26 protein-coding genes and 2 tRNA genes are annotated in these 23946 nt (G+C 50.4%); 17 read left to right on the top strand and 11 right to left on the bottom strand.

Annotated features, from left to right (window positions below):
* Positions 1-813 carry an ABC transporter permease gene (locus tag IE094_RS08120; RefSeq protein ID WP_189640076.1) on the top strand — a complete coding sequence of 271 codons (813 nt, stop codon included), beginning with the start codon at positions 1-3 and terminating at the stop codon, positions 811-813.
* Positions 810-1892, top strand: coding sequence for an ABC transporter ATP-binding protein (locus tag IE094_RS08115; RefSeq protein WP_189640067.1), 1083 nt, complete (start codon positions 810-812; stop codon positions 1890-1892). Before IE094_RS08120 ends, IE094_RS08115 begins: the two co-directional genes overlap by 4 nt.
* Before the next feature lie 43 nt (positions 1893-1935).
* Here IE094_RS08115 and IE094_RS08110 read toward each other — a convergent pair whose 3' ends face one another.
* From IE094_RS08110 to IE094_RS15630, 5 genes are all read right to left on the bottom strand, one after another.
* Positions 1936-2985: an extracellular solute-binding protein gene (locus IE094_RS08110; protein ID WP_189640066.1), complete on the bottom strand. Its 1050-nt coding sequence runs from the start codon at positions 2983-2985 to the stop codon at positions 1936-1938.
* An 89-nt stretch (positions 2986-3074) separates the two neighbouring features.
* The gene (locus IE094_RS08105; RefSeq protein WP_189640065.1) at positions 3075-3821 is read right to left on the bottom strand and encodes a 4Fe-4S dicluster domain-containing protein; all 747 of its coding nucleotides are present in this window, start codon (positions 3819-3821) and stop codon (positions 3075-3077) included.
* Positions 3818-6625: a molybdopterin oxidoreductase family protein gene (locus IE094_RS08100; RefSeq protein ID WP_189640064.1), complete on the bottom strand. Its 2808-nt coding sequence runs from the start codon at positions 6623-6625 to the stop codon at positions 3818-3820. The genes IE094_RS08105 and IE094_RS08100 overlap by 4 nt, the downstream gene beginning before the upstream one ends.
* A 159-nt stretch (positions 6626-6784) precedes the next feature.
* Positions 6785-7216, bottom strand: a complete 432-nt coding sequence (paaI, locus tag IE094_RS08095) for a hydroxyphenylacetyl-CoA thioesterase PaaI (RefSeq protein ID WP_189640063.1) — start codon at positions 7214-7216, stop codon at positions 6785-6787.
* A 150-nt stretch (positions 7217-7366) separates the two neighbouring features.
* Positions 7367-7459 (bottom strand): DUF6537 domain-containing protein, encoded by a 93-nt coding sequence (locus IE094_RS15630; RefSeq protein WP_373295863.1) that lies wholly within the window; start codon positions 7457-7459, stop codon positions 7367-7369.
* 495 nt (positions 7460-7954) lie between these two features.
* Between IE094_RS15630 and IE094_RS08090 the strand changes: the two genes are divergently transcribed.
* Positions 7955-8476, top strand: coding sequence for a hypothetical protein (locus tag IE094_RS08090; RefSeq protein WP_189640062.1), 522 nt, complete (start codon positions 7955-7957; stop codon positions 8474-8476).
* A gap of 251 nt (positions 8477-8727) precedes the next feature.
* Here the strand turns inward: IE094_RS08090 and IE094_RS08085 are convergent.
* Positions 8728-8802: transfer RNA gene (locus IE094_RS08085), tRNA-Thr, on the bottom strand.
* A gap of 170 nt (positions 8803-8972) precedes the next feature.
* Here IE094_RS08085 and IE094_RS08080 point away from each other — a divergent pair.
* Genes IE094_RS08080 through IE094_RS08050 form a run of 7 tightly spaced genes read left to right on the top strand, consistent with a single transcriptional unit; the run spans position 8973 to position 13861 of the window.
* A complete protein-coding gene (locus tag IE094_RS08080; protein WP_189640061.1) occupies positions 8973-9131 on the top strand; it encodes a hypothetical protein in 159 nt (52 codons plus the stop codon).
* A 12-nt stretch (positions 9132-9143) separates the two neighbouring features.
* A complete protein-coding gene (gene murA / locus IE094_RS08075) occupies positions 9144-10412 on the top strand; it encodes a UDP-N-acetylglucosamine 1-carboxyvinyltransferase (protein ID WP_189640060.1) in 1269 nt (422 codons plus the stop codon).
* The gene (locus tag IE094_RS08070; protein ID WP_189640059.1) at positions 10409-10894 is read left to right on the top strand and encodes a DUF2948 family protein; all 486 of its coding nucleotides are present in this window, start codon (positions 10409-10411) and stop codon (positions 10892-10894) included. Before murA ends, IE094_RS08070 begins: the two co-directional genes overlap by 4 nt.
* Positions 10895-10902: 8 nt before the next feature.
* Positions 10903-12216 carry a histidinol dehydrogenase gene (gene hisD, locus IE094_RS08065; RefSeq protein WP_189640058.1) on the top strand — a complete coding sequence of 438 codons (1314 nt, stop codon included), beginning with the start codon at positions 10903-10905 and terminating at the stop codon, positions 12214-12216.
* Positions 12209-12688: a UPF0262 family protein gene (locus tag IE094_RS08060; protein ID WP_189640057.1), complete on the top strand. Its 480-nt coding sequence runs from the start codon at positions 12209-12211 to the stop codon at positions 12686-12688. Before hisD ends, IE094_RS08060 begins: the two co-directional genes overlap by 8 nt.
* A gap of 4 nt (positions 12689-12692) precedes the next feature.
* Positions 12693-13148 (top strand): arsenate-mycothiol transferase ArsC, encoded by a 456-nt coding sequence (locus IE094_RS08055; RefSeq protein ID WP_189640056.1) that lies wholly within the window; start codon positions 12693-12695, stop codon positions 13146-13148.
* Entirely contained in the window at positions 13145-13861 is a 717-nt protein-coding gene (locus tag IE094_RS08050) for an FkbM family methyltransferase (RefSeq protein WP_189640055.1), read from the top strand. The genes IE094_RS08055 and IE094_RS08050 overlap by 4 nt, the downstream gene beginning before the upstream one ends.
* 3 nt (positions 13862-13864) lie before the next feature.
* Here the strand turns inward: IE094_RS08050 and upp are convergent, their stop codons facing one another.
* Positions 13865-14497, bottom strand: coding sequence for a uracil phosphoribosyltransferase (gene upp / locus IE094_RS08045; RefSeq protein WP_189640054.1), 633 nt, complete (start codon positions 14495-14497; stop codon positions 13865-13867).
* A gap of 584 nt (positions 14498-15081) precedes the next feature.
* On the opposite strand from upp, the gene IE094_RS08040 reads away from it, so the two are divergent.
* From IE094_RS08040 to IE094_RS08010, 7 genes are all read left to right on the top strand, one after another.
* Entirely contained in the window at positions 15082-15327 is a 246-nt protein-coding gene (locus IE094_RS08040) for a hypothetical protein (RefSeq protein WP_189640053.1), read from the top strand.
* An 83-nt stretch (positions 15328-15410) separates the two neighbouring features.
* Positions 15411-15656: a hypothetical protein gene (locus tag IE094_RS08035; RefSeq protein ID WP_189640052.1), complete on the top strand. Its 246-nt coding sequence runs from the start codon at positions 15411-15413 to the stop codon at positions 15654-15656.
* Positions 15657-15883: 227 nt separating this feature from the next.
* Complete coding sequence (gene infA / locus IE094_RS08030; RefSeq protein ID WP_099592398.1) at positions 15884-16102, top strand: translation initiation factor IF-1; 219 nt, start codon at positions 15884-15886, stop codon at positions 16100-16102.
* A 4-nt stretch (positions 16103-16106) separates the two neighbouring features.
* The gene (locus IE094_RS08025; protein ID WP_189640051.1) at positions 16107-16694 is read left to right on the top strand and encodes a Maf family protein; all 588 of its coding nucleotides are present in this window, start codon (positions 16107-16109) and stop codon (positions 16692-16694) included.
* Positions 16691-17734, top strand: a complete 1044-nt coding sequence (locus tag IE094_RS08020; protein ID WP_189640050.1) for a ribonuclease E/G — start codon at positions 16691-16693, stop codon at positions 17732-17734. Before IE094_RS08025 ends, IE094_RS08020 begins: the two co-directional genes overlap by 4 nt.
* The gene (locus IE094_RS08015; RefSeq protein ID WP_189640049.1) at positions 17731-17913 is read left to right on the top strand and encodes a DNA gyrase inhibitor YacG; all 183 of its coding nucleotides are present in this window, start codon (positions 17731-17733) and stop codon (positions 17911-17913) included. The genes IE094_RS08020 and IE094_RS08015 overlap by 4 nt, the downstream gene beginning before the upstream one ends.
* Before the next feature lie 82 nt (positions 17914-17995).
* Positions 17996-18070: transfer RNA gene (locus IE094_RS08010), tRNA-Phe, on the top strand.
* A gap of 30 nt (positions 18071-18100) precedes the next feature.
* Here the strand turns inward: IE094_RS08010 and IE094_RS08005 are convergent.
* From IE094_RS08005 to IE094_RS07990, 4 genes are all read right to left on the bottom strand, one after another.
* Positions 18101-20536 (bottom strand): GcvT family protein, encoded by a 2436-nt coding sequence (locus IE094_RS08005; protein ID WP_189640048.1) that lies wholly within the window; start codon positions 20534-20536, stop codon positions 18101-18103.
* 128 nt (positions 20537-20664) lie between these two features.
* Positions 20665-21636, bottom strand: coding sequence for a LysR family transcriptional regulator (locus IE094_RS08000; protein WP_189640047.1), 972 nt, complete (start codon positions 21634-21636; stop codon positions 20665-20667).
* Between the two features lie 54 nt (positions 21637-21690).
* Positions 21691-22944 carry an organoarsenical effux MFS transporter ArsJ gene (gene arsJ, locus IE094_RS07995; protein WP_189640046.1) on the bottom strand — a complete coding sequence of 418 codons (1254 nt, stop codon included), beginning with the start codon at positions 22942-22944 and terminating at the stop codon, positions 21691-21693.
* On the bottom strand, positions 22941-23939 hold the full coding sequence (locus tag IE094_RS07990; protein ID WP_189640045.1) for an ArsJ-associated glyceraldehyde-3-phosphate dehydrogenase: 999 nt from the start codon (positions 23937-23939) through the stop codon (positions 22941-22943). The genes arsJ and IE094_RS07990 overlap by 4 nt, the downstream gene beginning before the upstream one ends.
* Between the last annotated feature and the right edge of the window lie 7 nt (positions 23940-23946).

Genomic DNA, 23946 nt, shown 5'->3' with positions numbered 1-23946 from the left:
ATGTTGAAATCCATCACACCGCTGAAAATATACATGCTGTTTTTTCTGGTGTTTCTTTACGCACCCGCAATCCTGTTGCCGATTTTTGCGTTTAACGACAGCTCCGTTGTGGCGTTCCCGCTGAAAGGGTTCACAACAGAGTGGTTTGGCGTACTATGGGAAACTGAGGCATTGCATTCCGCTGCCAAGAACAGCTTGCTCATTGCTGTGACCACGGCGATTTTATCGACCCTGCTGGGGATGTTGGCCGCACGCGCAAATGCGCGATACAAATTCCCATTTCAACGCCCCGCCATGGGGTTAATTATGTTGCCAATGGTGTTACCCGAAATCATCATCGGGGTGTCATTGCTCGTGGTGATCTTACAGCTTGGCTTTGATCTGTCACTTTGGACAATCATCCTGGGGCATGTGTTAATCTGCACCCCGTTTTGCATCGCGATCCTCTCATCTGCATTCATGAACTTGGATCAAAGTCTGGAAGAGGCATCATTTGACCTTGGCCAAACAAAAATCGCAACATTTTGGCTCGTAACTGTGCCGCTTGTGATGCCGGGGTTAATTTCCAGCCTGTTGATTTCATTTACCATATCACTGGATGAATTCATCATCGCGTTTTTCCTTTCGGGAACAGAACCAACCCTGCCCGTTTACATCTGGGGTCAATTGCGTTTCCCACAACGCCTGCCCAGCCTTATGGCGCTTGGCACATTGTTGCTGGCGGTGTCATTAATCTTGCTAATCTTGGCGGAATATTTCCGCCGACGTGGCGCACAAAAAACCGGCACTGCCGACACCGGAGGTTTCATATGAGCGAACCTATTATTCGCCTCAATAACATCGATAAATTTTATGGCGATTTTCAAGCGCTCTACGATGTCAGCGTCGATATCAAACGGGGCGAGTTTTTCTCGCTACTTGGTCCATCTGGTTGTGGTAAAACCACCTTGTTGCGCACCATTGCAGGGTTCGAACATCCCAGCAGTGGCGAAGTGTTCATCGATGGTAAATCCATGCGCGGCGTTCCCGCCAACCAACGCCCCACCAATATGGTATTCCAAAGCTATGCCATCTTTCCCCATATGAGTGTCGCGGAAAATGTGGCCTATGGGTTAAAGGCGCGTAAAACACCAAAAAATGAAATCAAAACACAGGTTGCCCAAGCCTTGGAAATGGTTGGGCTGGGTGGATATGGTGCACGTGCATCCCATGCCCTGTCGGGTGGTCAACGCCAACGCGTCGCGCTCGCGCGCGCTTTGGTGCTAAAACCCAAGGTGTTGTTGTTGGATGAACCGCTGTCTGCGCTGGATAAAAAGCTGCGTGAACAAATGCAATCGGAGTTGCGCAATCTTCAACGTGCGGTTGGCATTACGTTTATTTTGGTCACTCATGATCAAGAAGAGGCATTAACAATGTCTGATCGTATCGCCGTGATTAACGAGGGGCGCATTGCACAATTGGCAAGCCCTCATGATCTCTATCAACGCCCGATCAACAGATCAGTCGCAGATTTTATTGGGGTGATGAATTTTTTGGACGCAGGAGCGATCAAGGAAACCAGCAAGGGCTATGAAACCACTGTTGCTGGTTTGGGCAAGGTTATCGTTCCCAAAACCCAAGCACCCGCTGGCATTTCAACTGATGTTAGCGTCGGTATCCGCCCCGAAATGCTCACCATTCTGATTGGCGATGAAAAAGCAGAGCACGAAACCAGCGCCAAGGTGACCGAAGTGTTCTATTACGGCGATATGACGTATTATGATGTATTGCTGGATGGTGTGGAAACACCCGTGACCATTTCCATGCGCAACACCGCAGGGCGTGGTGTGTTGGCCGTGGGTGATACCGCGCGTGTGGGTTGGGGCGCTGAATCGATCTTGCTGTTAAAATAAAGGGCGCATAACGCGCCCCTTAAATACAATCATTTCAATTGGTTTAAAAACCAGCTTTGATTTTCTCAAATTCGGCGACCATTTTTTCACGCAACGCCTGATCCATTGGGATTTGCGCCAAAATGGGCACGTCAACTTCGCCCAATCCAGCACCATCCAACGCCTCGGTGCCAAGTGATGCCATGGCTGTGGCATTGCCGTTACCATATCCCCATTCAGCAACAATATATTCTGCCGATGATGGATCCATCCACGCATTTAAGAAATCGTAAACCTTGTCTTCGCCATTTTCGCCGTTCTTAAGGTTCACATAACCACAAAACCACGATGATGATCCTTCTTTGGTGGAACGGTTCGCTTCAACCGCGATATCTTCGGACTGTAATGCGGTTGGGGTTTCGTTCCATGCCCATGAAACGATGACCTCGCCACTGGTTAACAGCTGCCCTAATTCGGCACCATCCGCCCAATAGGCACGTACATTTTGATGCGCTTGGCGCAACCAGTCGGATGCACGTTTGAAATCATCATCCGTGGCCTTTGACCAATCGGTTGTACCTGTTGCCAAATAGCCCAACGCATATGCATCATCCACATTATCTGGAATAGCCGTGCGCCCTGCATACTCGGGGTCAAGAAATACTTCCAATGTTGTCATCTTGGCCGCATCCACCATATCGGTGCGATACGTCAACGCCGTTGTGCCCCAATCGGCAGGCAAGAAATAATAAGAACCGTCAAATTTAAACGCCTCTTTCATATCTGCGTTCACTTCGTCCCAACGATCGATTTTGGAAATATCCAATGGCTCGATCAAATCGGCCTCCAGCCATTTCGCCACCGATTGGCTACAAGGGTGGGAAACATCCGCCTTGAACCCAGCACGCAATTTTTGAAATGCTTCTTCTTCTTCGCCAAAGAATGCAAATGTCGGGCTGTCGCCATGTTTGTCGATATATGTTTGGAAAAATCCAGTGTCCTCGTAACCCGACCAATCAAAAACGATCAGCTCTTTATCTGCCGCGTTGGCAGCAATTGTCGTGGCCACAATCGTTGTTGTGCCCAGAAACAATTTACGCAGTGAATGTTTCATGTTTTCTCCCTGAAAATACATTGCCTAGGATCAATAGATTAACCGCATAACATCCCTAAGCAAAGCATTGTTTCATGGGGTATTGCGCGTCAAATCTTATCCAATGCGTTATCTAACCAGCGCAAAAATCCAGTCGGTTCCGCCGCAACAGGTGCCAGCAAAGGTGCGAGGATATCAATTTCATCGCCTGTATCTTTGGGGCGTGGTGGCAGATATTTATTCACGGGCTTTGTGCCCAACTCTGGCATCAAATCAAACCCGCCGCGATCGGCGACCAGTTTGCTCACGTCGCTGTCGATATCGCCCAAATCACCAAAATGGCGCGCACCCGCTGGGCATGTGCGCACACAGGCGGGTTGGCGGTCTTCCTCTGGCAGGTTCTCGTTGTAAATGCGATCAACACATAGCGTGCATTTTTTCATCACACCCGCGGCCTGATCCAATTCGCGTGCACCATATGGGCATGCCCATGCACATAATCCACAACCAATACAGGCGTCTTCATTCACCAAAACGATCCCGTCATCACTGCGCTTATAACTTGCGCCTGTTGGGCAAACCGTAACGCATGGCGCGTCTTCGCAATGCAAACATGATTTTGGAAAATGGAATGTTTGTGCAGCACCCGTTTCTGGTTGCACTTCGTAGGTGTGAACACGGTTTAAAAATGTACCAGATGGTTCGGCGCCATATGCGTCTTGGTCGGATAACGGCACACCGTAATTTTGCGTATTCCACCCCTTACAAGACACCACACACGCATGACAGCCAACACAGGTATCCAGATCAATGACCAATCCCATTTTTCGTGTTGTTTCATTCGGTAAATCGGTCATTTCCCTACCTCCCATGCGATATCTTTGGGGCCGCGTTCGACGGGTGATTTTGCCGGCGCAAAATTGGGTGCGGTTTCGCTCAATGGCGCAGTCTTTTCAATTTTAACCTTCAAATCGAACCACGCTGCCTGTCCTGTGATCGGATCGGAATTGGCCCAGCGCAGACCATCACCCTTGGGCGGTAATAATTCGTGGATCAGATGGTTTAACAAAAACCCCTTGGTGGTTTCCTGCGCATCATTGGACAACGCCCATGCACCTTTGCGTTTCCCGATGGCATTCCAAGTCCAAACGGTATTTTCATTCAACGCCGCGTGATGTGCAACAGGCACGGTTATATCGCCGTGGGGCGATGTTACGCGCGCCCAATCGCCATCTGAAAACCCATGCTCATTCCATATTTTTGTCGGCAAATACAATGGGTTGCGGCCATGAATTTGGCGTAGCCATGCGTTTTGTGTGCCCCAACTGTGATACATTGCCATTGGGCGCTGGGTCAGCGCGTGAATGGGGTATTCAGCGCCTGAATTGGTCGAATCCGACCACACGGGCAATGGTTTCATCGATGTTTTCACCAATTCGCGCAGATGTTCGGGCGGCTGGCGTTCGCCGTGCCCTTCTGCGGCCAATTGGAAACGGCGCATGGGTTCAACATACAGCTGAAACAAATATGGCTGTGGCGCATCGTAAATCCCCATGCCCACGGCCCAATCTTGGTATTCCACGTTCCACGGCTTGTAATATGTGGCACCTTTGGGGATGTGTTCCGCAAAAAAACCGCCGTTTTCGATATAGCGATCCAACTGATCTGGGTTCACATCACCGCGCCCGACTGCATCGCCATCACCGCGAAACCCTGCCAAGGGGCCAATGCCCGCGCGGCGTTCATGATTCACGATATAATCGGCGTAATCTTTGTATTTCGCACCGCCATCATCGTTGATGAAATTGGGCAATCCCAACCGATGCCCCAAATCACACAGCACCGATTGAAATCCGCGCACATCGCGATCGGGTTCGATCACGGGCCAACGAATGGCGTCGGCCGCCCCATCCGCCTCGCAAATCGGGCGATCCAACAGGGATATACAATCATGGCGTTCCAAATATGTTGCATCGGGTAAAACGATATCGGCAAATGCCACCATTTCAGAAGAATATGCATCGGAATAGATGATATTGGGGATCACGTAATCGCCGTTTTCATCCTTGTCGGTTAACATTTCCATCACACCCTTGGTGTTCATTGAACTGTTCCACGACATGTTTGCCATATACATAAACAACGTGTCGATTTTATATGGGTCACCCGCGTGCGCATTGGAAATCACCATATGCATCAACCCGTGGCTCGACATCGGGTTTTCCCATGTGAATGCCTTGTCAATCCGTGCAGGCGTGCCATCAGGGCGTAGCGCCAAATCCTCTGGCCCATGAACGAACCCCAGATGCGGCCCATCAAGGGGGGCATCGGGACAGCTTGCAACATGCGGGCGTGGATGCGCCTCTGGTGGTTTTGGATATGGTGGTTTGAAACGAAAACCGCCAGGAACCTCAACACTCCCCAGAATGATTTGCAAAATATGGAGCGCACGACAGGTTTGGAACCCGTTGGCATGCGCCGAAATCCCGCGCATGGCGTGAAATGAAACAGGGCGGCCCGTCATTTCACTGTGTTTTTCGCCGCGAAAATCAGTCCATTCAATGGGCAACGATATTGATTGTTCGAACGCTACATGGGCCAATTCGGCGGCAATGCGTTGGATGGTTTCAACGCTGATCCCGCAACGATCGGCAACGGCGGCAGGGGCGTGTTCAGCCCCCAAATAGGTTTGCGCCATTTTATGAAAAACGGTTGTGTGGCTGATCCCTGCTTTGCGGATTTCACCATTTAAATCGGGGCGAATACCCTTTTTGTCAAATGCCACCAAATCGCCAGTGTTGCGATCAATCACCAATGGCTTGTCGTTTTTATCGCGCAGAAACAGGCCATATGTTTCACTTTTGGGATCGCTGTCCAACAACACAGGCGCATTGGTATATTGCCCCAAATAATGCAGATCAATTTTGCCCGCGCGCAGCAATTCATGGATCAAGGCCGTGATAAACAACCCATCTGTGCCTGGCGTAATTCCAACCCATTCGTCGGCAATCGCGTTATATCCTGATCGAATGGGGTTCACCCCAATCACTTTGGCACCGCGTGATTTCAATTTACCAAGGCCCATTTTAATCGGGTTTGAATCATGGTCTTCGGCAACACCGAACAACATGAACATTTTGGTGTGATCCCAATCGGGCTGGCCAAATTCCCAAAACGCACCACCCATTGTGTAAATACCAGCCGCCGCCATATTCACCGAACAAAATCCACCATGGGCGGCATAATTGGGTGTGCCAAACGCCTGAGCCCAGAATGATGTAAATGATTGTGATTGGTCGCGCCCCGTAAAAAACGCAAGCTTATCTGGGTTATCCTTGCGGATTTTTCCCAGACGTTCGGTCACGATGCCCAATGCCTCGTCCCAACTGATTTCTTCGAATTCACCAGACCCGCGCGGCCCCACACGTTTCAGTGGCGCACGTAACCTTGATGGGGCATTTACCTGCATAATTCCCGCCGATCCTTTGGCGCATAAAACGCCTTTGTTCACGGGGTGATCTTTGTTGCCCTCGATATAGGCGACCTTGCCATCCTTAAGATGCACATTGATGCCACAGCGGCACGCGCACATATAACAGGTGGTTTTGCGAATTTCATCGGATACGCTGGGCGAAGTATTCAAATTGGGTGGTTGCGCCATATCAATATCCTTGTTGAAATTACACCTCTTTGCATAGGGTGAATTCCATAAATGGTAAAATCAATTTGCACTATGAAATAGCAGAAAAATCTTGTTTTCGTTTTCCCGAAACTGCGTTTTTGAAAATGAAATCAATTTGAATTGCTTCTGATGCGAAACCTAGGCCAATGTTTCGATATGTTCGCCCTTGGCCGTGCGCGCCACCCCGCGAAATAGTGCAACCTGTTCACCCTGTGGATTGGTGACGGTTACATCATAAATACCTGATCGTCCTGAACGCGATTGTTCAACCGCCTCGGCCGTTAACACATCGCCCATTACCCCTGGCAGTAAATAAATGATATCTGCTGATGCGGTGACGGTGCGTTGGTTATGGCTGTTCGCGGCATATCCGAATGCTGAATCCGCCAATGTGAAAATGAATCCACCATGGCAAAACCCTTGGGTGTTGGCGTTCTTTTCTGACACCAGCATTTTCATACGCGCCCAACCAACCCCGCTATCGTCATAGGTGATTCCGACACTTCGAATGCTGGCGTCTTTGGTCTGCATCAATTGGGCAACCTTGCGCGCGATGGTGTCAGGCGACATATCTTATCCTTGCATCAATTTGGCAACCTAATCGCGTTGCCGTTCGGCGCTCGCCTCTTTGATGGGGCGATAGAAGCGAATGTGCATTGGTGCGTCAACAATTTCAAGCACATCTGGATGGTTCACACAATCTCGCAAAACATTTTCATACTAAGTCATCAAATCACGTTCCAAATGTCGATCCGCAGTATCACCAAAGGGATCAAATTTTGTACCGCGCAGGATTTTGCCATGTTGCATCAGGCGAAACGCATGGCGCAGTCAACTCTATCATTTCAAAACTTTCAAGAAATGCGCGTTGGATGCTGTAAATTTCAGCCCAAGTCATATGTCCCGATATTTGCGCATCACACATACAAAAATATTAACAAGCAAGCATCATGCGTATCAACCATGTTTCCACGCAACACAGTTCATCCAAAACATATTAATTGTGTGGCGGACGGTCTAAGTTGATCATTATGCATGAAAACCATTATTGTTATCATTGGATATAATTATTCAGACCATTCTGACGCCACTTCTTGCCATTCATCGAAAGTCCGGTTTGAGCCCAATCCGACGGATGCCCGTCGCAAATCAATGGTTGCTTTTCAGTATTCAGAGCAATTGCGTTTGACTGGTGTCTGTGCTCTATGATGGGCTGATATACGAACTTGTCCGAACATTTTGGTCTCGCGGCACACCATCCAATCAAAATCCAGCGTCTTGGACGCGGACATCCTAATAGAGGCCGTGATGTCAAAAACTGTTACCATTGAAGAACGCGCTGCCCCGTGGTTTTGGGCACTGATGTCCGGTGTGATAGGGCTGATGTTTCTGGCATTCGGTTTTTGGCTATTTGTAATCTTAACAATAGACACTCTGCGCTTCTTTTTCGGAAACGCGCATCCCCCTGAGCACTATGTTTTATTCCCATTTGGCATAATAATTTCAATACTGCTCGGGGCTTTGCTTGTTTGGGTGTTTATTAATCCATCTAAAAAGGTGGTCTTCGACGCGGCCTCGCAAGACGTTCGTGTGAAATATCGTTACCCGTTCGGCTATACGCGCAATGACGTGTTTGCGCTGAAGGAAATAGGCCAGCTGGAAGTGGTTTGGCATAGAAATTCTGACTACTCGGAAGGCGGGTACTGGAAACTCACGGTGACATTGCCTGATGGCCGTAAGGTCGAACGTCGGCCACTGGATTCTGCGACGGCAGACCAAGAAGAGCAGGCCAAAGTATGGCGAGCAGAAATTGAGGCAATGCGCCAGTAGCACCCTTTTTGCTTCAGGCTCCACTCCGTCAATGTAAATTCATTCGACATCTTCACTCGGAAGCAGACCTTGGCGCAATGGCCGTGAACGGCAGCATATTCCACAAAGCCGACATCAGGCCATTTCCTTAATGACTCCCCCGTCAAGATAACAACCCCGCTTTTCGCGGTGTTTTGAGCCTCAAATAGTACTACGACATGAAGTGGCATCAAAATGCCAAACTTACTGCGCCATTCACAAATTGGTCTAAGTGGTGCTGCCGAGAGGAATTGAACCTCCGACCTCTCCCTTACCAAGGGAGTGCTCTACCCCTGAGCTACGGCAGCATCCTGATCTGGGTAAAAACCACCCGAAACGATCAAAACTTGCAGTGTGATTCTGTTTCACTTAACACAGATTCACGATCACCACTGTAAGTTGGCGCGGTTTTAGCGAAATTCAACGATAGTGCAAGGGTAATCTAGACCCCGATCAAAGCTTGCGGTAAAGACCTGTCATGAACAAAGACGAACAAGATAACGAACAACCCAAAAGCACCAAGGTGGTCAAGGCAGAAGCACGCGCAGAAAGGCTGCGAAAACAGCTTCGTGCGAACCTGCAACGGCGCAAAGCGCAATCGCGTAGCCGCACCGATGATGATGCGAAAAACGAATAAGGGACAGGCAAAATGGATTCGATCATTGTAAAAGGTAACGGCGCGTTGCATGGGCAAATTCCAATTGCGGGCGCAAAAAATGCTGCGCTCACATTGATGCCCGCAACATTACTGACCGAAGACCCGATCACATTAACCAATGTGCCCCGCCTATCCGATATCGCGACCACCAATGAATTATTGCAATCCTTGGGCACCGAGGTCGCGGTCATGCAAGACGGCCAATTGATCGTTTTGGATACCAAAGAAATCACCAATCACACCGCCCATTATGACATTGTTCGCAAAATGCGTGCATCCATTTTGGTACTGGGTCCAATGTTGGCACGTTCAGGTCATGCATCTGTGTCTTTGCCAGGTGGTTGTGCCATTGGGGCGCGCCCCGTTGATTTGCATCTGCGTGGGCTAGAGGCATTGGGCGCTGAATTTGATCTGCGTGATGGTTATGTCCATGCCAAGGCACCAAATGGGTTGAAAGGTGGCACATATGACATGCCATTTGCATCTGTGGGTGCAACGGAAAACTTTCTGATGGCGGCGACACTGGCCAAGGGTACGAGTGTTTTGAAAAACGCAGCACGTGAACCTGAAATTGTTGATCTGGCCGATTTGCTCCGTGCGATGGGCGCACAGATCAGCGGCGATGGCACACCTGAAATCACCATTGAGGGTGTCGATAAATTGCACGGCGCAACCCACCCTGTTGTCACCGATCGCATCGAGCTTGGCACATATATGCTTGCGCCCCTGATTGCGGGTGGCGAGGTTGAATTGCTGGGCGGGCGACGTGATTTGCTAGAAGCATTTTGCCAAAAACTGGAAATCGCAGGCGCAGATATCACGCAAACCGATGCGGGGCTAAAGGTCAGCGCGAAAAACGGGCGCATTCATGCGGTGGATGTAACAACCGAACCATTCCCTGGGTTTCCAACGGATTTACAGGCGCAAATGATGGCACTGCTGTGCACCGCCGATGGCAAATCCGTGCTGGAAGAGAATATTTTTGAAAACCGCTTTATGCATGCGCCCGAATTGATGCGTATGGGTGCAAATATCGAAGTACACGGCGGCACCGCCACAGTGACGGGTGTTGATAAGCTGCGCGGTGCGCCGGTGATGGCAACGGATTTACGTGCATCTGTGTCCTTGATCCTTGCGGGATTGGCGGCAGAGGGTGAGACCATCGTCTCTCGTGTGTATCATCTTGATCGTGGCTATGAACAAGTGGTACGAAAATTTTCTGGCATTGGCGCCTCAATTGAACGAGTATCGAACAAATGACCCAACAAGACGCAAAATTCGAAGACGGCGGCGAACAACCCATCGCAATCCGCGCCAAAGACGGCGAAGATTTGGCGATCATTTCGACACTGGTTCAAGACGCCATTTTGCCGATCACGGAAATCAAATGGAACGCCGATGAAAACCGTTTTGGCCTGTTGCTTAACCGTTTCCGCTGGGAAGATAAATCCAAGGCGCAAAAACAAGGTCGTGATTTTGAACGCGTGCAAACCGTTTTGGTGTTCGATGCGGTTTTGGCCGTGGCATCCAACGGTATTGATCTGTCGGACAAGGATCAGGTGATTTCCCTGCTGTCGATTGATTTTGAGGCGGACGAAGACGGCGCGGGCAGCATCAATTTGATCTTGGCAGGCGATGGGATGATCGCATTGGATGTTGAATCCATCCAAGCCACATTAAAAGACGTGACCCGCCCATATGTCGCGCCATCAAAAAAATCCCCCGAACACGATTTGTCATAGGCAATTTGATGCCCGTATTTTTAAATAGTTCCGACGCCGATTTCGAAACCCGCTTTCGCGATTTTTTGGGGTCAAAGCGCGAGTCGGATGTGGATGTTGACGCAGCCGTTGCCGATATTTTAAACGATGTGCAAACACGCGGCGATGCAGCGGTTATTGAATTGACCGCGAAATTTGATCACCTTGATCTGACACCTGATAGTTTGGCGTTTAGCGCAGCAGAGATCGATGCAGCAATCGAAACCGTTCCCGCCCAAGAGGCCGCTGCATTGGAATTGGCGGCAAAACGCATTCGCGCTTATCACGAAAAACAATTGCCCGATGATGCATGGTGGACGGATGAAACCGGTGCAAAACTTGGCTGGCGCTGGGGCGCGGTAGAGGCCGCGGGCTTATACGTGCCCGGCGGTTTGGCATCATACCCATCATCCGTGTTAATGAACGCGATCCCCGCACAGGTGGCAGGTGTTGATAATCTGGTGATTTGCGCACCAACCCCACATGGCAAAGTAAACCCATTGGTATTGCTCGCGGCGCGCCTGTCTGGCGTAGAAACCGTTTATCGCATTGGCGGGGCACAGGCGATTGCGGCCATGGCGTTTGGCACAGAAACAATCGCAAAGGTCGATACGATCACAGGACCTGGCAATGCCTATGTCGCAGCAGCGAAACGGCGCGTTTATGGGCGCGTGGGGATTGATATGATCGCAGGGCCATCAGAAATTTTGGTGATTGCCGACAAGAATAACAATCCCGATTGGATCGCAATTGATTTGCTCAGCCAAGCAGAACATGACGCATCAGCCCAATCAATCCTGATCACTGATGATGCCGATTTTGGTGTTGCCGTTGCAGATGCCGTTGAAATGCGGCTGGAAACATTGGAACGGCGCGACATTGCACGGCCAAGCTGGGCAGATTACGGCGCGGTGATCACCGTGACCGATTTGGAACAGGCGGCAACACTTTCGGATCGCATTGCACCCGAACATCTGGAACTCTGTGTCGCGGATGCCGAAACCTATGCGCAAAAAATCCGCCATGCGGGCGCGATATTTATCGGCGCGTGGACGCCAGAGGCAATCGGCGATTATGTTGGTGGGCCAAATCACGTTTTGCCAACCGCGCGATCCGCACGGTTCGCATCTGGCCTGTCGGTGCTGGATTTCATGAAACGCACAACATTATCCATGATGACCCCCGCCGCATTATCCGCCATTGGCCCCGCCGCCAAAACATTGGCCACATCCGAAAGCCTAGAGGCGCATGGGCTGTCTGTTGGGGCACGTCTTGATCAATTGAACGAGGCACGCGATGGCTGAACCCTCATTCTTGATTGATATCACGCTGGATGATTCAGGACTACCCCCGCCCACGGCGGAAACCGAACAGGAACGCCGCGTTGCGATTTATGATTTGTTGGAAGACAATCAATTCACGCTGACGATTGATGATGCGCCAAACGGCCCCTATAAATTGGTGCTTGGTATTGTTGAACGCCGCCTTGTGTTTCGCATCACCACCAAAGATGATAAACCCGCATCGGAATTTCACCTGTCCTTGTCTCCCATGCGTCAAGTGATCCGTGATTATTTCGACATTTGCGAAAGCTATTTCAACGCCGTCACCAGCCTGCCCCCTGCCCAGATCGAAGCAATTGATATGGGACGGCGCGGGATTCATAACGAGGGTGCGTCACAACTCCAAGAACGGCTTGACGGTAAAATCGCAGTTGATGATATGACCGCGCGTCGCCTGTTCACATTGATCTGCGTACTACAATTCAAAGGATAGGCACATGACACAATCCAAACCATCCGCGGTTTTGTTTTGCTGCGATCATAATTCCATTCGATCCCCGATGGGCGAAGGCATGTTAAAACAACATGTCGGTACATCCATTTTTGTGCAATCCGCGGGTGTAAAAAATGACAAAGACATCGACGGGTTCGCCATTGCCGTGTGCCAAGAAATCGGTGTCGAATTGACCAAACACAAGGTGCGCTCATTCGAAGATTTGGAAGATTGGGGTGATGACCTGGACAGTTACGATTTGATCATCGCCTGTTCACAAAATTCTGCGGATGCTGCGCGTATGCACACCAAAGGTTCCGCCGTCGAAGTTGAATTTTGGGATATTGGTGATCCAACGATCAAGGGCGAAACGCGCGAAGAAAAGCTGAATGAATACCGCGCGGTGCGCGACGATATCCAAGCGCGGATCAAGGCGCGTTTCGCTAGCGAAACAAGATGAAAAACCTGCGCCATATTTTCGCGTCCATTTGGGTGCGCGCAAAAAAGGCCAAGGCTGCATTTATGGGGCTCGATCAAGACCAAGGTCAAACGACCTACTCCCAATTCGGCGAAGACATCATTTCGTTCATATTCTTAGAACGCAAAACCAGCGGGTTTTACGTGGATATTGGCGCCCATGATCCGTTTCGCAAATCGAATACCGCAATGTTAAATCAAATCGGGTGGACTGGGATCAATGTTGAACCTGATCCAGTTGGCTTTCAACGATTTGAAAAACACCGCCCAAACGATATCAATTTAAACATCGCCGTTCATAACGAAGAAAGCGAAGTCACGCTTTATCGTTTTCGCCGTGGTCTTTCCAATACTGTTCTGGAAAACCGTGCCAAAGGAATTGCAAAAAACAAAAAGGCGCTGCCGTCCCATATCGTGCCAGCGATGAGCATGAATGCCATCATGGATGCGTATTTGCCCAAAGGCCAGCCAATTGATTTTCTGAATGTCGATATCGAAGGCTATGATCAGACTGCGCTGGAAGCCTTCGATTTTGACAAATATCGCCCGAAACTGTGTTGCATCGAATGTTATCGGTTCGATTTTTTAGATCCGCAAGCGCATCCCTTGGTGAATTTAATGATTTCAAACGATTATGGCATTGTTTCAATCAACAAAATGTCGTTCTTGTTTTTGGATAACCGAAATCGCGATTGAACCCTATTTCGTTCCAAACATGCGATCACCCGCATCGCCAAGCCCCGGCAGGATATAACCCTGTTCATTCAGGCGTTCATCCAATGATGCAGTGACAATTGGCACATCTGGATGTTTTTCCTTCATCAACGCCACACCTTCGGGTGCTGCCAACAGGCATAAAAACCGAATGTTCGTCGCACCCGCCTCTTTTAACATATCAATCGCCGCGGCGGATGAATTACCAGTGGCCAACATCGGATCAACCGCGATCACCAAACGCTCGTCCAAATGTTTTGGCACTTTAAAATAGTACTTCACTGGCTTGAGCGTTTCTTCGTCTCGATACAGCCCTACAAAACCAACACGCGCCGATGGCACCAAATCCAACACGCCATCCAACAATCCGTTGCCCGCGCGCAAAATCGACACCAATGCCATCTTTTTGCCCGCAACAAACGGTGCATCCAAATCTTGCATCGGGGTTTTGATATTTTTGGTGGTCATTTCCAAATTGCGCGTCACTTCATAAGCCAACAGATGGCTAATTTCGCGCAACAACTGGCGGAATTGATTTGTCGGGGTTTTGATACTGCGCATATAGCTCAGTTTATGCTGAATCAACGGATGATCGACGACGGTAAGGTGTTGATCCATGTTATTCTCCTTTGGATATCTGGCCACAGTGTGCAAATCAGGCGCGGATTCTACAAGTAGTTATTGAATCACCCCCTCTGGTTCATCCAAATCGACGAGTCGATTCACCAAAATCCATCCCAATTCTACTAAGGTTCAACCTTAAACCACCCCAGAACCCGTTGTTTATGCTGACACAATTCACACGCAGCTGTGAGAATTCATTTCAGCCATTCACAAACTCATCGCGTAAAATTCACGCAACCGTGAGCGACGGAAATTGACCATTCTATTTTTGATTCCCAACTATCCGACGCTCATTTTTCCCACCCAAAGGCAATAGATTCATGGTGCTTTCATAGACCTATCATAAAGGGGTTACGGACCATGAAACGCACTGTTTCCAAATGCGCGACGCGCTCTCGTTTTCGTGAAAATCCGTGCTTCACAAACCCGTGCAAATCCGTGACGAATTTCGTGAATTGAGAGCGGCGAAACCGCGGCCTAAATGTAATTCATCGAACAGCGAAACGCACGGTTCGAAACACATAAACCCCGCCGATCACTACTCCCCGGTCGGCACATACAACCAAAGGATTAATAACATGAAACGTACTCTTACACTTGCAACAACCGCAGCAGTTTTGTTCGGCGCAGTATCAGCATCAGCTTTGACTTTGTCAGGTGACAACGTAACAAAAACTGAAATCCAATCATTGGGCTTTTCAGCAGCTGAAGTTCAATCTTTGACAGACGCTCAAGTTTCACAAATCTCCAACGTTCTACACTCTGGTGAAGACGCTGACATTCGTGGCGCGGTTCGCGGCTTGATGGTGAAATTCGCTTCTTAAGCGACACTTCAAACAAACTGTGCCGATCGCTTCTCCCTGATCGGCACAGCCAAAACAAACATACATATTAAAGGATTAATAACATGAAACGTACTCTTACACTTGCAACAACCGCAGCAGTTTTGTTCGGCGCAGTATCAGCATCAGCTTTGACTTTGTCAGGTAACAACGTAACAAAAACTGAAATCCAATCTTTGGGCTTTTCAGCAGCTGAAGTTCAATCTTTGACAGACGCTCAAGTTTCACAAATCTCCAACGTTCTACACTCTGGTGAAGACGCTGACATTCGTGGCGCGGTTCGCGGCTTGATGGTGAAATTCGCTTCTTAAGCAAACACCTCAACGCTTAAAATTTAGGGCTGCCTTCGGGCGGCCCTTTATTCTGTTATCGCCACTTTTGCACGACTAGAATGGCATATTCCAAATAATCGACAGCAAATTTCGCGCATCAATTGCTAAATCGCGCTATTTACTGCCTTTTTACTTGATATTTCTGACAATCGGCATCATGTAACCCACGCAAGGGCAAATTGCCCAAAATAACTAATGGAGTCCTCATGGCTAAAGAAGAACCTCTCGAATTCGATGGTGTCGTAAACGAGCTTCTGCCAAATGCGACATTTCGGGTAGAGTTGGAAAACGGCCATGAAATTATCGCAACAATGGCAGGCAAGATGCGCAAAAACCGCATCCGTGTTTTGGCAGGCGATAAAGTACAGGTGCAAATGACACCTTATGACCTGTCCAAGGGTCGCATCAGCTATCGTTACAAGTAATCAGGTGAAACTGGTTCTCGGATCAGCAAGCCCGCGTCGGCGCGATTTGCTTGCGCAGATCGGCGTGGTGCCCAGTGATATTCGCCCCGCCGATATTGACGAAACCCCGCAAAAATCTGAATTGCCTCGCGTTTATGCGCGCCGTTTGGCGCTGGAAAAAGCATCAGCGATCACGCTTGGCGACGGCGAAATGGTGCTCTGCGCTGATACGGTTGTGGCCGTGGGGCGGCGCATCTTGGGCAAACCAATCGACGCCGCACAAGCGGCGCAATATCTCAATCTGCTATCAGGGCGGCGCCACCGTGTGATCACCGCAATGGCATTGCGCACGCGTGATGGTGTAAAACAGCGCGATGTGCAAACTTCGGTGCAATTTAAAACCCTGTCTGATCGTGACATATCGGATTACATCCGCTCCAACGAATGGCAAGGCAAAGCAGGTGGATATGCGATCCAAGGGATCGGTGCGGCATTCATTCCTGCGATCAACGGGTCATATACCAATGTTGTTGGCCTGCCCCTGACAGAAACAGCTGGGATGCTGGCCGCCGCCGGCTATCCCATTGCATTTGATGGGAACCAAATGTCATGAAAAACGGACGTATCGCCGTCATTGATCACATTGATGGTCGCTCTGCCGCTGCATTGTTGCTGGATGGCGCATTGCATGATCTGTTGATCGACGCCAAATCCGACGGCCCACAGCCAGAATCAATTTACCGCGCCAAATCCTTGCAACCGATGAAGGGGCAAAACGGGATTATCCTTGATCTTGGTAATGGCAAACGTGGATTTTTGCGCAATGCCAAGGGAATTTCACCAGGCACCACTATGTTGGTTCAGGTCGCAACCCACGCCGAATCTGGCAAGGCGGCACCCGTGGTGCAAAAACTGTTATTCAAAAGCCGCTATGCCATTATCACACCCGATGCACCGGGTCTGAATATCGCACGGCGCATTCGCGACGATGATGAACGCGAACGGCTGTTGGAAATCGCCCATTCGGTGCTGGACAGTGTGCCAGACCATTTTGGTCTGATCCTGCGATCATCATGTGAACTGGTCGCCGATGACGCCATCGCCGATGATATTGCCGCCATGCGCGATATCGCATTGGCTATTACTGGCGATTCTGCGGGCGCACCTGAAATGTTGCTGGCCGCACCCGACGCTGCCACCAAAGCGTGGCGCGATTGGGTTAATCCCGATCCTGACGAAGTCCACCAAGATGAAGATAGCTTTGAAACACTGGGCGTTTGGGATCATATCCATGCGCTTGAAAAACCCCGTGCGCCCCTACCCGCAGGTGCATCGATGATTATCGAACCCACCAGCGCATTGATCGCCGTGGACGTGAACACAGGCAATGATTTTTCCCTAAGCGCTGGGTTAAAGGCCAATATGGCCGTGGCTCGTGAATTACCGCGCCAATTGCGATTACGTGGCTTGGGTGGGCAAATCGTGCTGGATCTGGCCCCAATGCCGAAAAAGGATCGCCGCGCCTTTGAAAACGCATTGCGCAGCGCATTTAAGGCCGATGGGATCGATACAGCCCTTGTCGGCTGGACCCCTCTTGGGCATTATGAATTACAACGAAAACGCGAACGGATTCCATTAAACGAGCTGTTATGACCTGCCCAATCTGTGAAAAAGAAGAAACCGAACAATTCCGACCATTTTGTTCCAAGCGCTGTGCCGATTTGGATTTGGGAAAATGGCTCACAGGGGCCTATGCCATCCCCGCACAAGAAACCGATGAAGGTGACGGAATGTCATCAGATACCATCCCTGATGAATCTAAATTGCATTAAATAAAATTTCCTCTTGCGCACCCTTTATCCCTATCCTAAAACGCGCCGACCCAAGGATGAAACGTTACCATCCGAAACCCATGCCCGGGTAGCTCAGGGGTAGAGCAGTGGACTGAAAATCCTCGTGTCGGTGGTTCAAATCCGCCCCCGGGCACCACTTTCCAAAGTGAACCTTTCCATAATCGCATTACGCCCGCATTCGCGCGTAACTTGGATCATATGGCCCCATTTCTATCACACGCGCCGCTGTTGGTTCTCCAATAACGTCAATCGTCACTTGCGTATCTGGAACCCCAATCGCAGGTTCCACAAACGCATAGGCAAGGTTTAACCCCGTGCGATGCCCCCAATCACCCGATGTGACCGTGCCAACGATCCGCCCATCAATGCGCACCGATGCGCCGCCATGTGCGGGTGCATCTTTTGTATCAACAACCAATGTCACAAGTTTGCGCTGCATACCCGCCGCCATGCGTTTTTCCAGCGCCGCTTTGCCAATAAAATCGGGTTTGTCCATTTTCACAAACCGATCAAGCCCCGTTTCAAACGGATCAAATTCCGTCAGGATATCTGCCTTCCAATGCAAGAACCCTTTTTCCAGACGCATTGAATCAACCGCGCGCCCGCCAAATAATTGCAAACCATGCGCCGCACCCGCCTTGCGCAACGCGGCATAGGCCGCATGCAGATTTTCATTCGGGACATGAATTTCATAGGCCAGTTCACCAGAAAAGCTAATCCCCAGAACGGTGGCGGGCGCGATGCCGATATAAGCCTCGCGTACGGATAACCACGGGAATGCATCGCGTGACCAATCCCCACGCGCAGCGGCGGATAAAACATCACGTGCCTTTGGTCCTGCCAAAACAAGGATGGTTTGTTGGTTGGTCAGGGATTTTATCGCAACATCTTCGTCATCGCGCAGATGCGATTGCAGCCAATCCATATCGTGAAATTCTGATGCCGCTGCGGAACCATACCAAACGCGATTCCCACCGCGATCCGATGCGGGGATATTGGCAATCGTGGCCTCGCCCTTGAGCATTCCATGATCGTTCAACAAATAGCCAAGCCCAACGCGCCCTGCTCGTTTGGTGACCACACCACAAAACATCCGATCAAGGAAACTGTGAACGTCATTGCCGGTTAGTTCGAACCGATTGAACCCTGAAACCTCGGTCAGGCCGACATTGGTTGCAACATTTTGCACCTCTGCGGCGACAACATCGTGCACCTCGTTAAAACGAAACCCCAGCGTTTCGGTGAAATCGGGTGTCGGCATAATATAATCAATGCGCTCCCATCCATTCACCGTGCCCATATGCGCCCCCTCGCTCAGCAACACATTTGTCAGCGGGGTTGTTTTCATCGGGCGCCCTGCGGGGCGGTGTTCATGGGGGAAATGAAATCGAAATTCGTTTTGGTAATCCTCAATCGCCTTGAGCGCGGTCAATTCAACGCTCGCATGGCCTGTGAAACGGCGCGGATCAATGACCCAAGTGTCATATTCAGCCTCGCCATGCACAATTTGTTGCGCCAATAACCAGCCATGCCCGCCACCTTCGCCAAGCCCGGCACGAAGGCCAATGATACAAAACGCATTGCGTTTATTGGGGATTGGCCCCACCAATGGCGCCCCATCAATGGTATAGGTGATTGGGCCATTCACCACTTCGCGGATACCGGTTTCCATCAATGCGGGCATGCGGGCAAATGCGCCCTCTAACACATCCGTCACACGATCCAGATCATCGGGACAGAGCGCATTGGTGAAATGAGGGTCAATCCCATCCATCCCCCAAGTGCGGCAATCCTGTTCATAAAACCCAAGCAAAAGCCCACCCTTTTCTTGGCGACAGTAATAATCGCTGATCGGACAGCGCAGCAATGGAATGCGGTGGCCCGCATCAACGATCCCTTGGATATCCTCGGTTAAAAAATACTGATGCTCCATGGATGCAACGGGGTGTTGCACGCCCATCATCGCGCCAATTTCATTGCACCGATACCCGCCTGCATTGACCACAATTTCGCATTTCACATCGCCCTTGTCGGTGTGAACGGTCCATGTATCATCGCGATGTTGGGTTAATCCCGTCACCGACGTGTGGCGGTTCACCTCTGCCCCTGCCAAACGTGCACGCCGTGCCAAGGCTTGGCATAATTGTGCAGGGTCAATATGCCCATCGGTTGGGTCCCACAAACCACCCAACAGGTTATCCGTTGAAATAAGCGGATGGCGCCGTGCGCATTCGGCGGCGTCGATCACCTCAAATTCCACATCCATGCCTGCGGCCATGGATGCAAAATGGCGATAGCCATCCATCTGTTCCGCGGTATTGGCAAGGCGAATGCCGCCATCACCAAAGTTATAGCCCACGGGATATTCGGGATCGTCGCGCAATTCTTGATAAAGATTGATCGAATGGGTTTTCAGCCCCACCATGGTTTGCGTCATGCCAAAATTCGTGACCTGGGCCGCCGAATGCCAAGTGGTGCCCGATGTCAATTCATCGCGTTCGATCAGCATCACATCTGTCCAGCCCTCTTGGGTCAAATGATAAAGCGCCGAACACCCCGCGATACCGCCACCTATAACAACAACGCGTGCCTGATCTTTCATCTTGGGAATCCTTAGGTCAAAAAATTTGTTTTTATCAGCAAATCACAGCCGCTGATCGGGTCAATCAAAATGAAACAGTTTTGATAATTTCGAAACTGATATCTTGGATCATAAGCGTGTAATTGGGGCTAATTCGCGCTGTTCAGCACGGTGTAGCTGTCCGATAACCACGGATATATCCCCTTGATCGGCACCACCGCTGTGCGATCAATGATCTGGCGCAACACCCCCGCGATGGCACGCCGTGTGGGTTCATCAAAATCCGCACGTGACATCAAATTTATCTGTCGTGCAAAGGCGGCAGAGGGCAATGGATAAAGCCGCACACGCGGCGCAAACCGTTCGCTGCGCATAAACCCAAGTGGTGTGATAATCGACCATGCCGCGCCACTGGCAACCACCGCCATAATGGATTGCGCACTGTCAAATGCGAACCGTTCAACCAAGTTTATACGGCTTCGCGCCAAATGTTCGTCGATCTGTTTTCCAATCAAATGATTGCGGTTAAATCGCAGGAACGATAATTTCCCCTGCCCACCCATCAACGCATTTGGATCAACGTCCAGCCCATCAGGAAGCGCCATAACAAACGGGTCGCGCAGCAATGTTTCCCCCATAATATCTGCACCCATCCCATCACCCATGGATGCCACGGCCACGTCAATTTCACCTTTACGTAACAATGCAGGTGCTTCGTGGCTCAGGATGTTGCGGATCGACAATGTTGCGCGTGGCATTTGCTGGGATAACACCACCGCCAATTCGGGTGTGACGTTGCTTTCGAAATCTTCGACGATGCCGATGCGCAAGGATCGTGTACCGATCAATCCTGAAATCTGTGTTTCGCTTGTGGCGCGGCGCAGATGAAATAAACCTTGGGATAAATGCCCCAATGCCTTTTGCCCCGCATGGGTCAATGTGAATGGGCGCGATGATCGATCAAACAAGGTCACACCCATTTGTTCTTCAAGGCGCGCAATATGATGGGACACCGATGAAATCGACAATCCCATTTCCCCTGCTGCAATTTGAACCGATCCAGATTGCGCAACCCGCTCAAACGCATCCAATGCCTGAATGGATATCCGTGGAAGCGACATAAAAACCCCATAGTTTCGATAGAACCGGAACTATGGCGTTTGCGTGGGGTGCTGTCAATTCGTGGGGTTACTGCGCAACTGCGCCGTGGCAATCCAACTGATCGCGATCATAATGGCGGCTGTCCCCAAACACAGCGGCAAACCACCCAATTGATATGTCGCACCAGATAACACCGTGCCAACCAATCGCCCCGCCGCATTGGACATATAATAAAACCCCACATCCATCGTCACCCGTTTTGCATCGGTAAAGCTGAGGATCAAAAAGGAATGTAGCGATGAATTCACCGCAAAAATCGCGCCAAAAATCAACAAACCAATCACAATGGTGATGGTCAGCGCATTGGATGGTTCGGGGAAAACCCACACCAATGCCGCCAACACCGCAGGCGTGATGATTAACAACGCAACCCAGCGTTTCGCCTGTGCCAGTATTTCCCCATGTGTTCGGTTCGCCGCGCGTAAAATACGCGGAGCGTATCCTTGGACAATGCCATACAGGATCGTCCAAACGGCCATAAACGACCCGATCATAAAAAATGCCGAACGGTTGCCGTCATGGCTGCCGTCGGACAACACGGCGTAAAAATAAATCGGAATGCCCACCACAAACCAAACATCACGCGCCCCGAACAGGAATAACCGAGCACCACTTAACCAATTGATATTGCGATTTTTGGAAAACACTTCGGAAAATTTTGCATCCTTGCGCCCCACGGGCAGACCAGATGGCATGCCGATCACCACAGCGATCAAGATCACCGCCAAGATTGCCGCCATCGTTAATACCGATGGCACAAATCCAAATAGCGCCAGCACTAGTGCGCCCAACAAAAACCCAACGCCCTTGACCGCGTTTTTTGATCCCGTCAAAACCGCGACCCAGCGGAACAATCCACCACCATCGGTCGGGGCAAGGATTTTAACCGCGCTTTTCGAGCTCATCTTTGCCAAATCCTTGGCAACGCCCGACAATCCTTGGATAATCATAACAAACACGACCGATGCGGTGATACCCCATGCGGGGTTCAATTGTGCCAGCGCCAAGAGCGCGACAACCTGCAACCCCAACCCCGCGTATAGCGTTGCGGTCAAACCAAACCGTGCCGCGATCCAGCCCGCCGACAGATTGGTAATCACCCCCGCAATTTCATAAAGAACAAACAGATAGGCCAGTTGAACGGGCGAAAACCCAAGCGTGTGAAAATGCAACAACACCAACATGCGCAACGCACCATCGGTCAGCATAAACGCCCAATAGGCCGCGGTGACGGTGATAAACGGTGCAAGCCCCCCCGCGCGTGTCACAGCGCACCGCCAACCATCATTGCGACATCAACCAAACGATGCGCATAGCCATATTCATTATCATACCAAGCATAGATTTTCACCTGTGTGCCATTCACCACCATTGTGGACGGCGCATCAATGATGCTGCTGCGTTTATCATTGGTGTAATCGGATGAAACCAACGGGCGGGTTTCGTAGCCCAATATCCCCTTCAATGCGCCAGCGGCGGCGGTTTCGAACAATGCGTTCACCTCGTCCACGGTTGTGTCGCGCTCCATCTCAAACACACAATCGGTGATCGATGCGTTTAACAACGGGACGCGCACCGCATGGCCGTTCAATTTGCCCGTAAGTTCAGGATAAATCAGCGTGATCGCTGTGGCCGACCCCGTGGTGGTTGGGATCAGATTGGTCAGCGCGGATCGCGCACGGCGCAAATCCTTGGCCGGGCGATCAATGATTGTTTGCGTGTTGGTCACATCGTGGATTGTGGTGATTGATCCGTGTTTAATGCCAATCGATTCTTGCAACACCTTGACCACAGGTGCCAAACAATTGGTGGTACAGCTTGCGGCGGTAATGATGTGGTGGGTATCTGGATCATAAATATCATCATTCACACCATAAACGATATTGGCGGTTGGCCCGTCTTTGACGGGGGCGGAAACGACAACCTTTTTCACGCCCTTCGCGAAATAGGGTGCAATTTTTGCCTCTGTTTTAAACGCGCCTGTGCAATCAATCACAACATCCACCCCATCAAGGGGCAGATCATTCAAATCGCGTGTGCATGTCACGGGTATACGCGTACCATCAATCGTGATCGCATCGCTATCATGGGCAAATTCGGCATCCCAACGCCCGTGCACGGAATCAAATTCCAACAAATGCGTATGCATTTCTGGATCACCCACCGCATCATTGATAAACGCGATTTTTGCCCCCCGTTCCAACAAAGGGCGCAGCGCCAATTTCCCCATACGGCCAAGGCCGTTCAACGCATAAACTGTCATAATATCA

Source organism: Paramylibacter ulvae (assembly GCF_014652655.1).
GTDB classification, from domain to species: Bacteria; Pseudomonadota; Alphaproteobacteria; order Rhodobacterales; family Rhodobacteraceae; genus Amylibacter; species Amylibacter ulvae.
The sequence above is the reverse complement of the archived record's forward strand: the minus strand, read 5'-3'. Positions and strand labels throughout refer to the sequence as shown.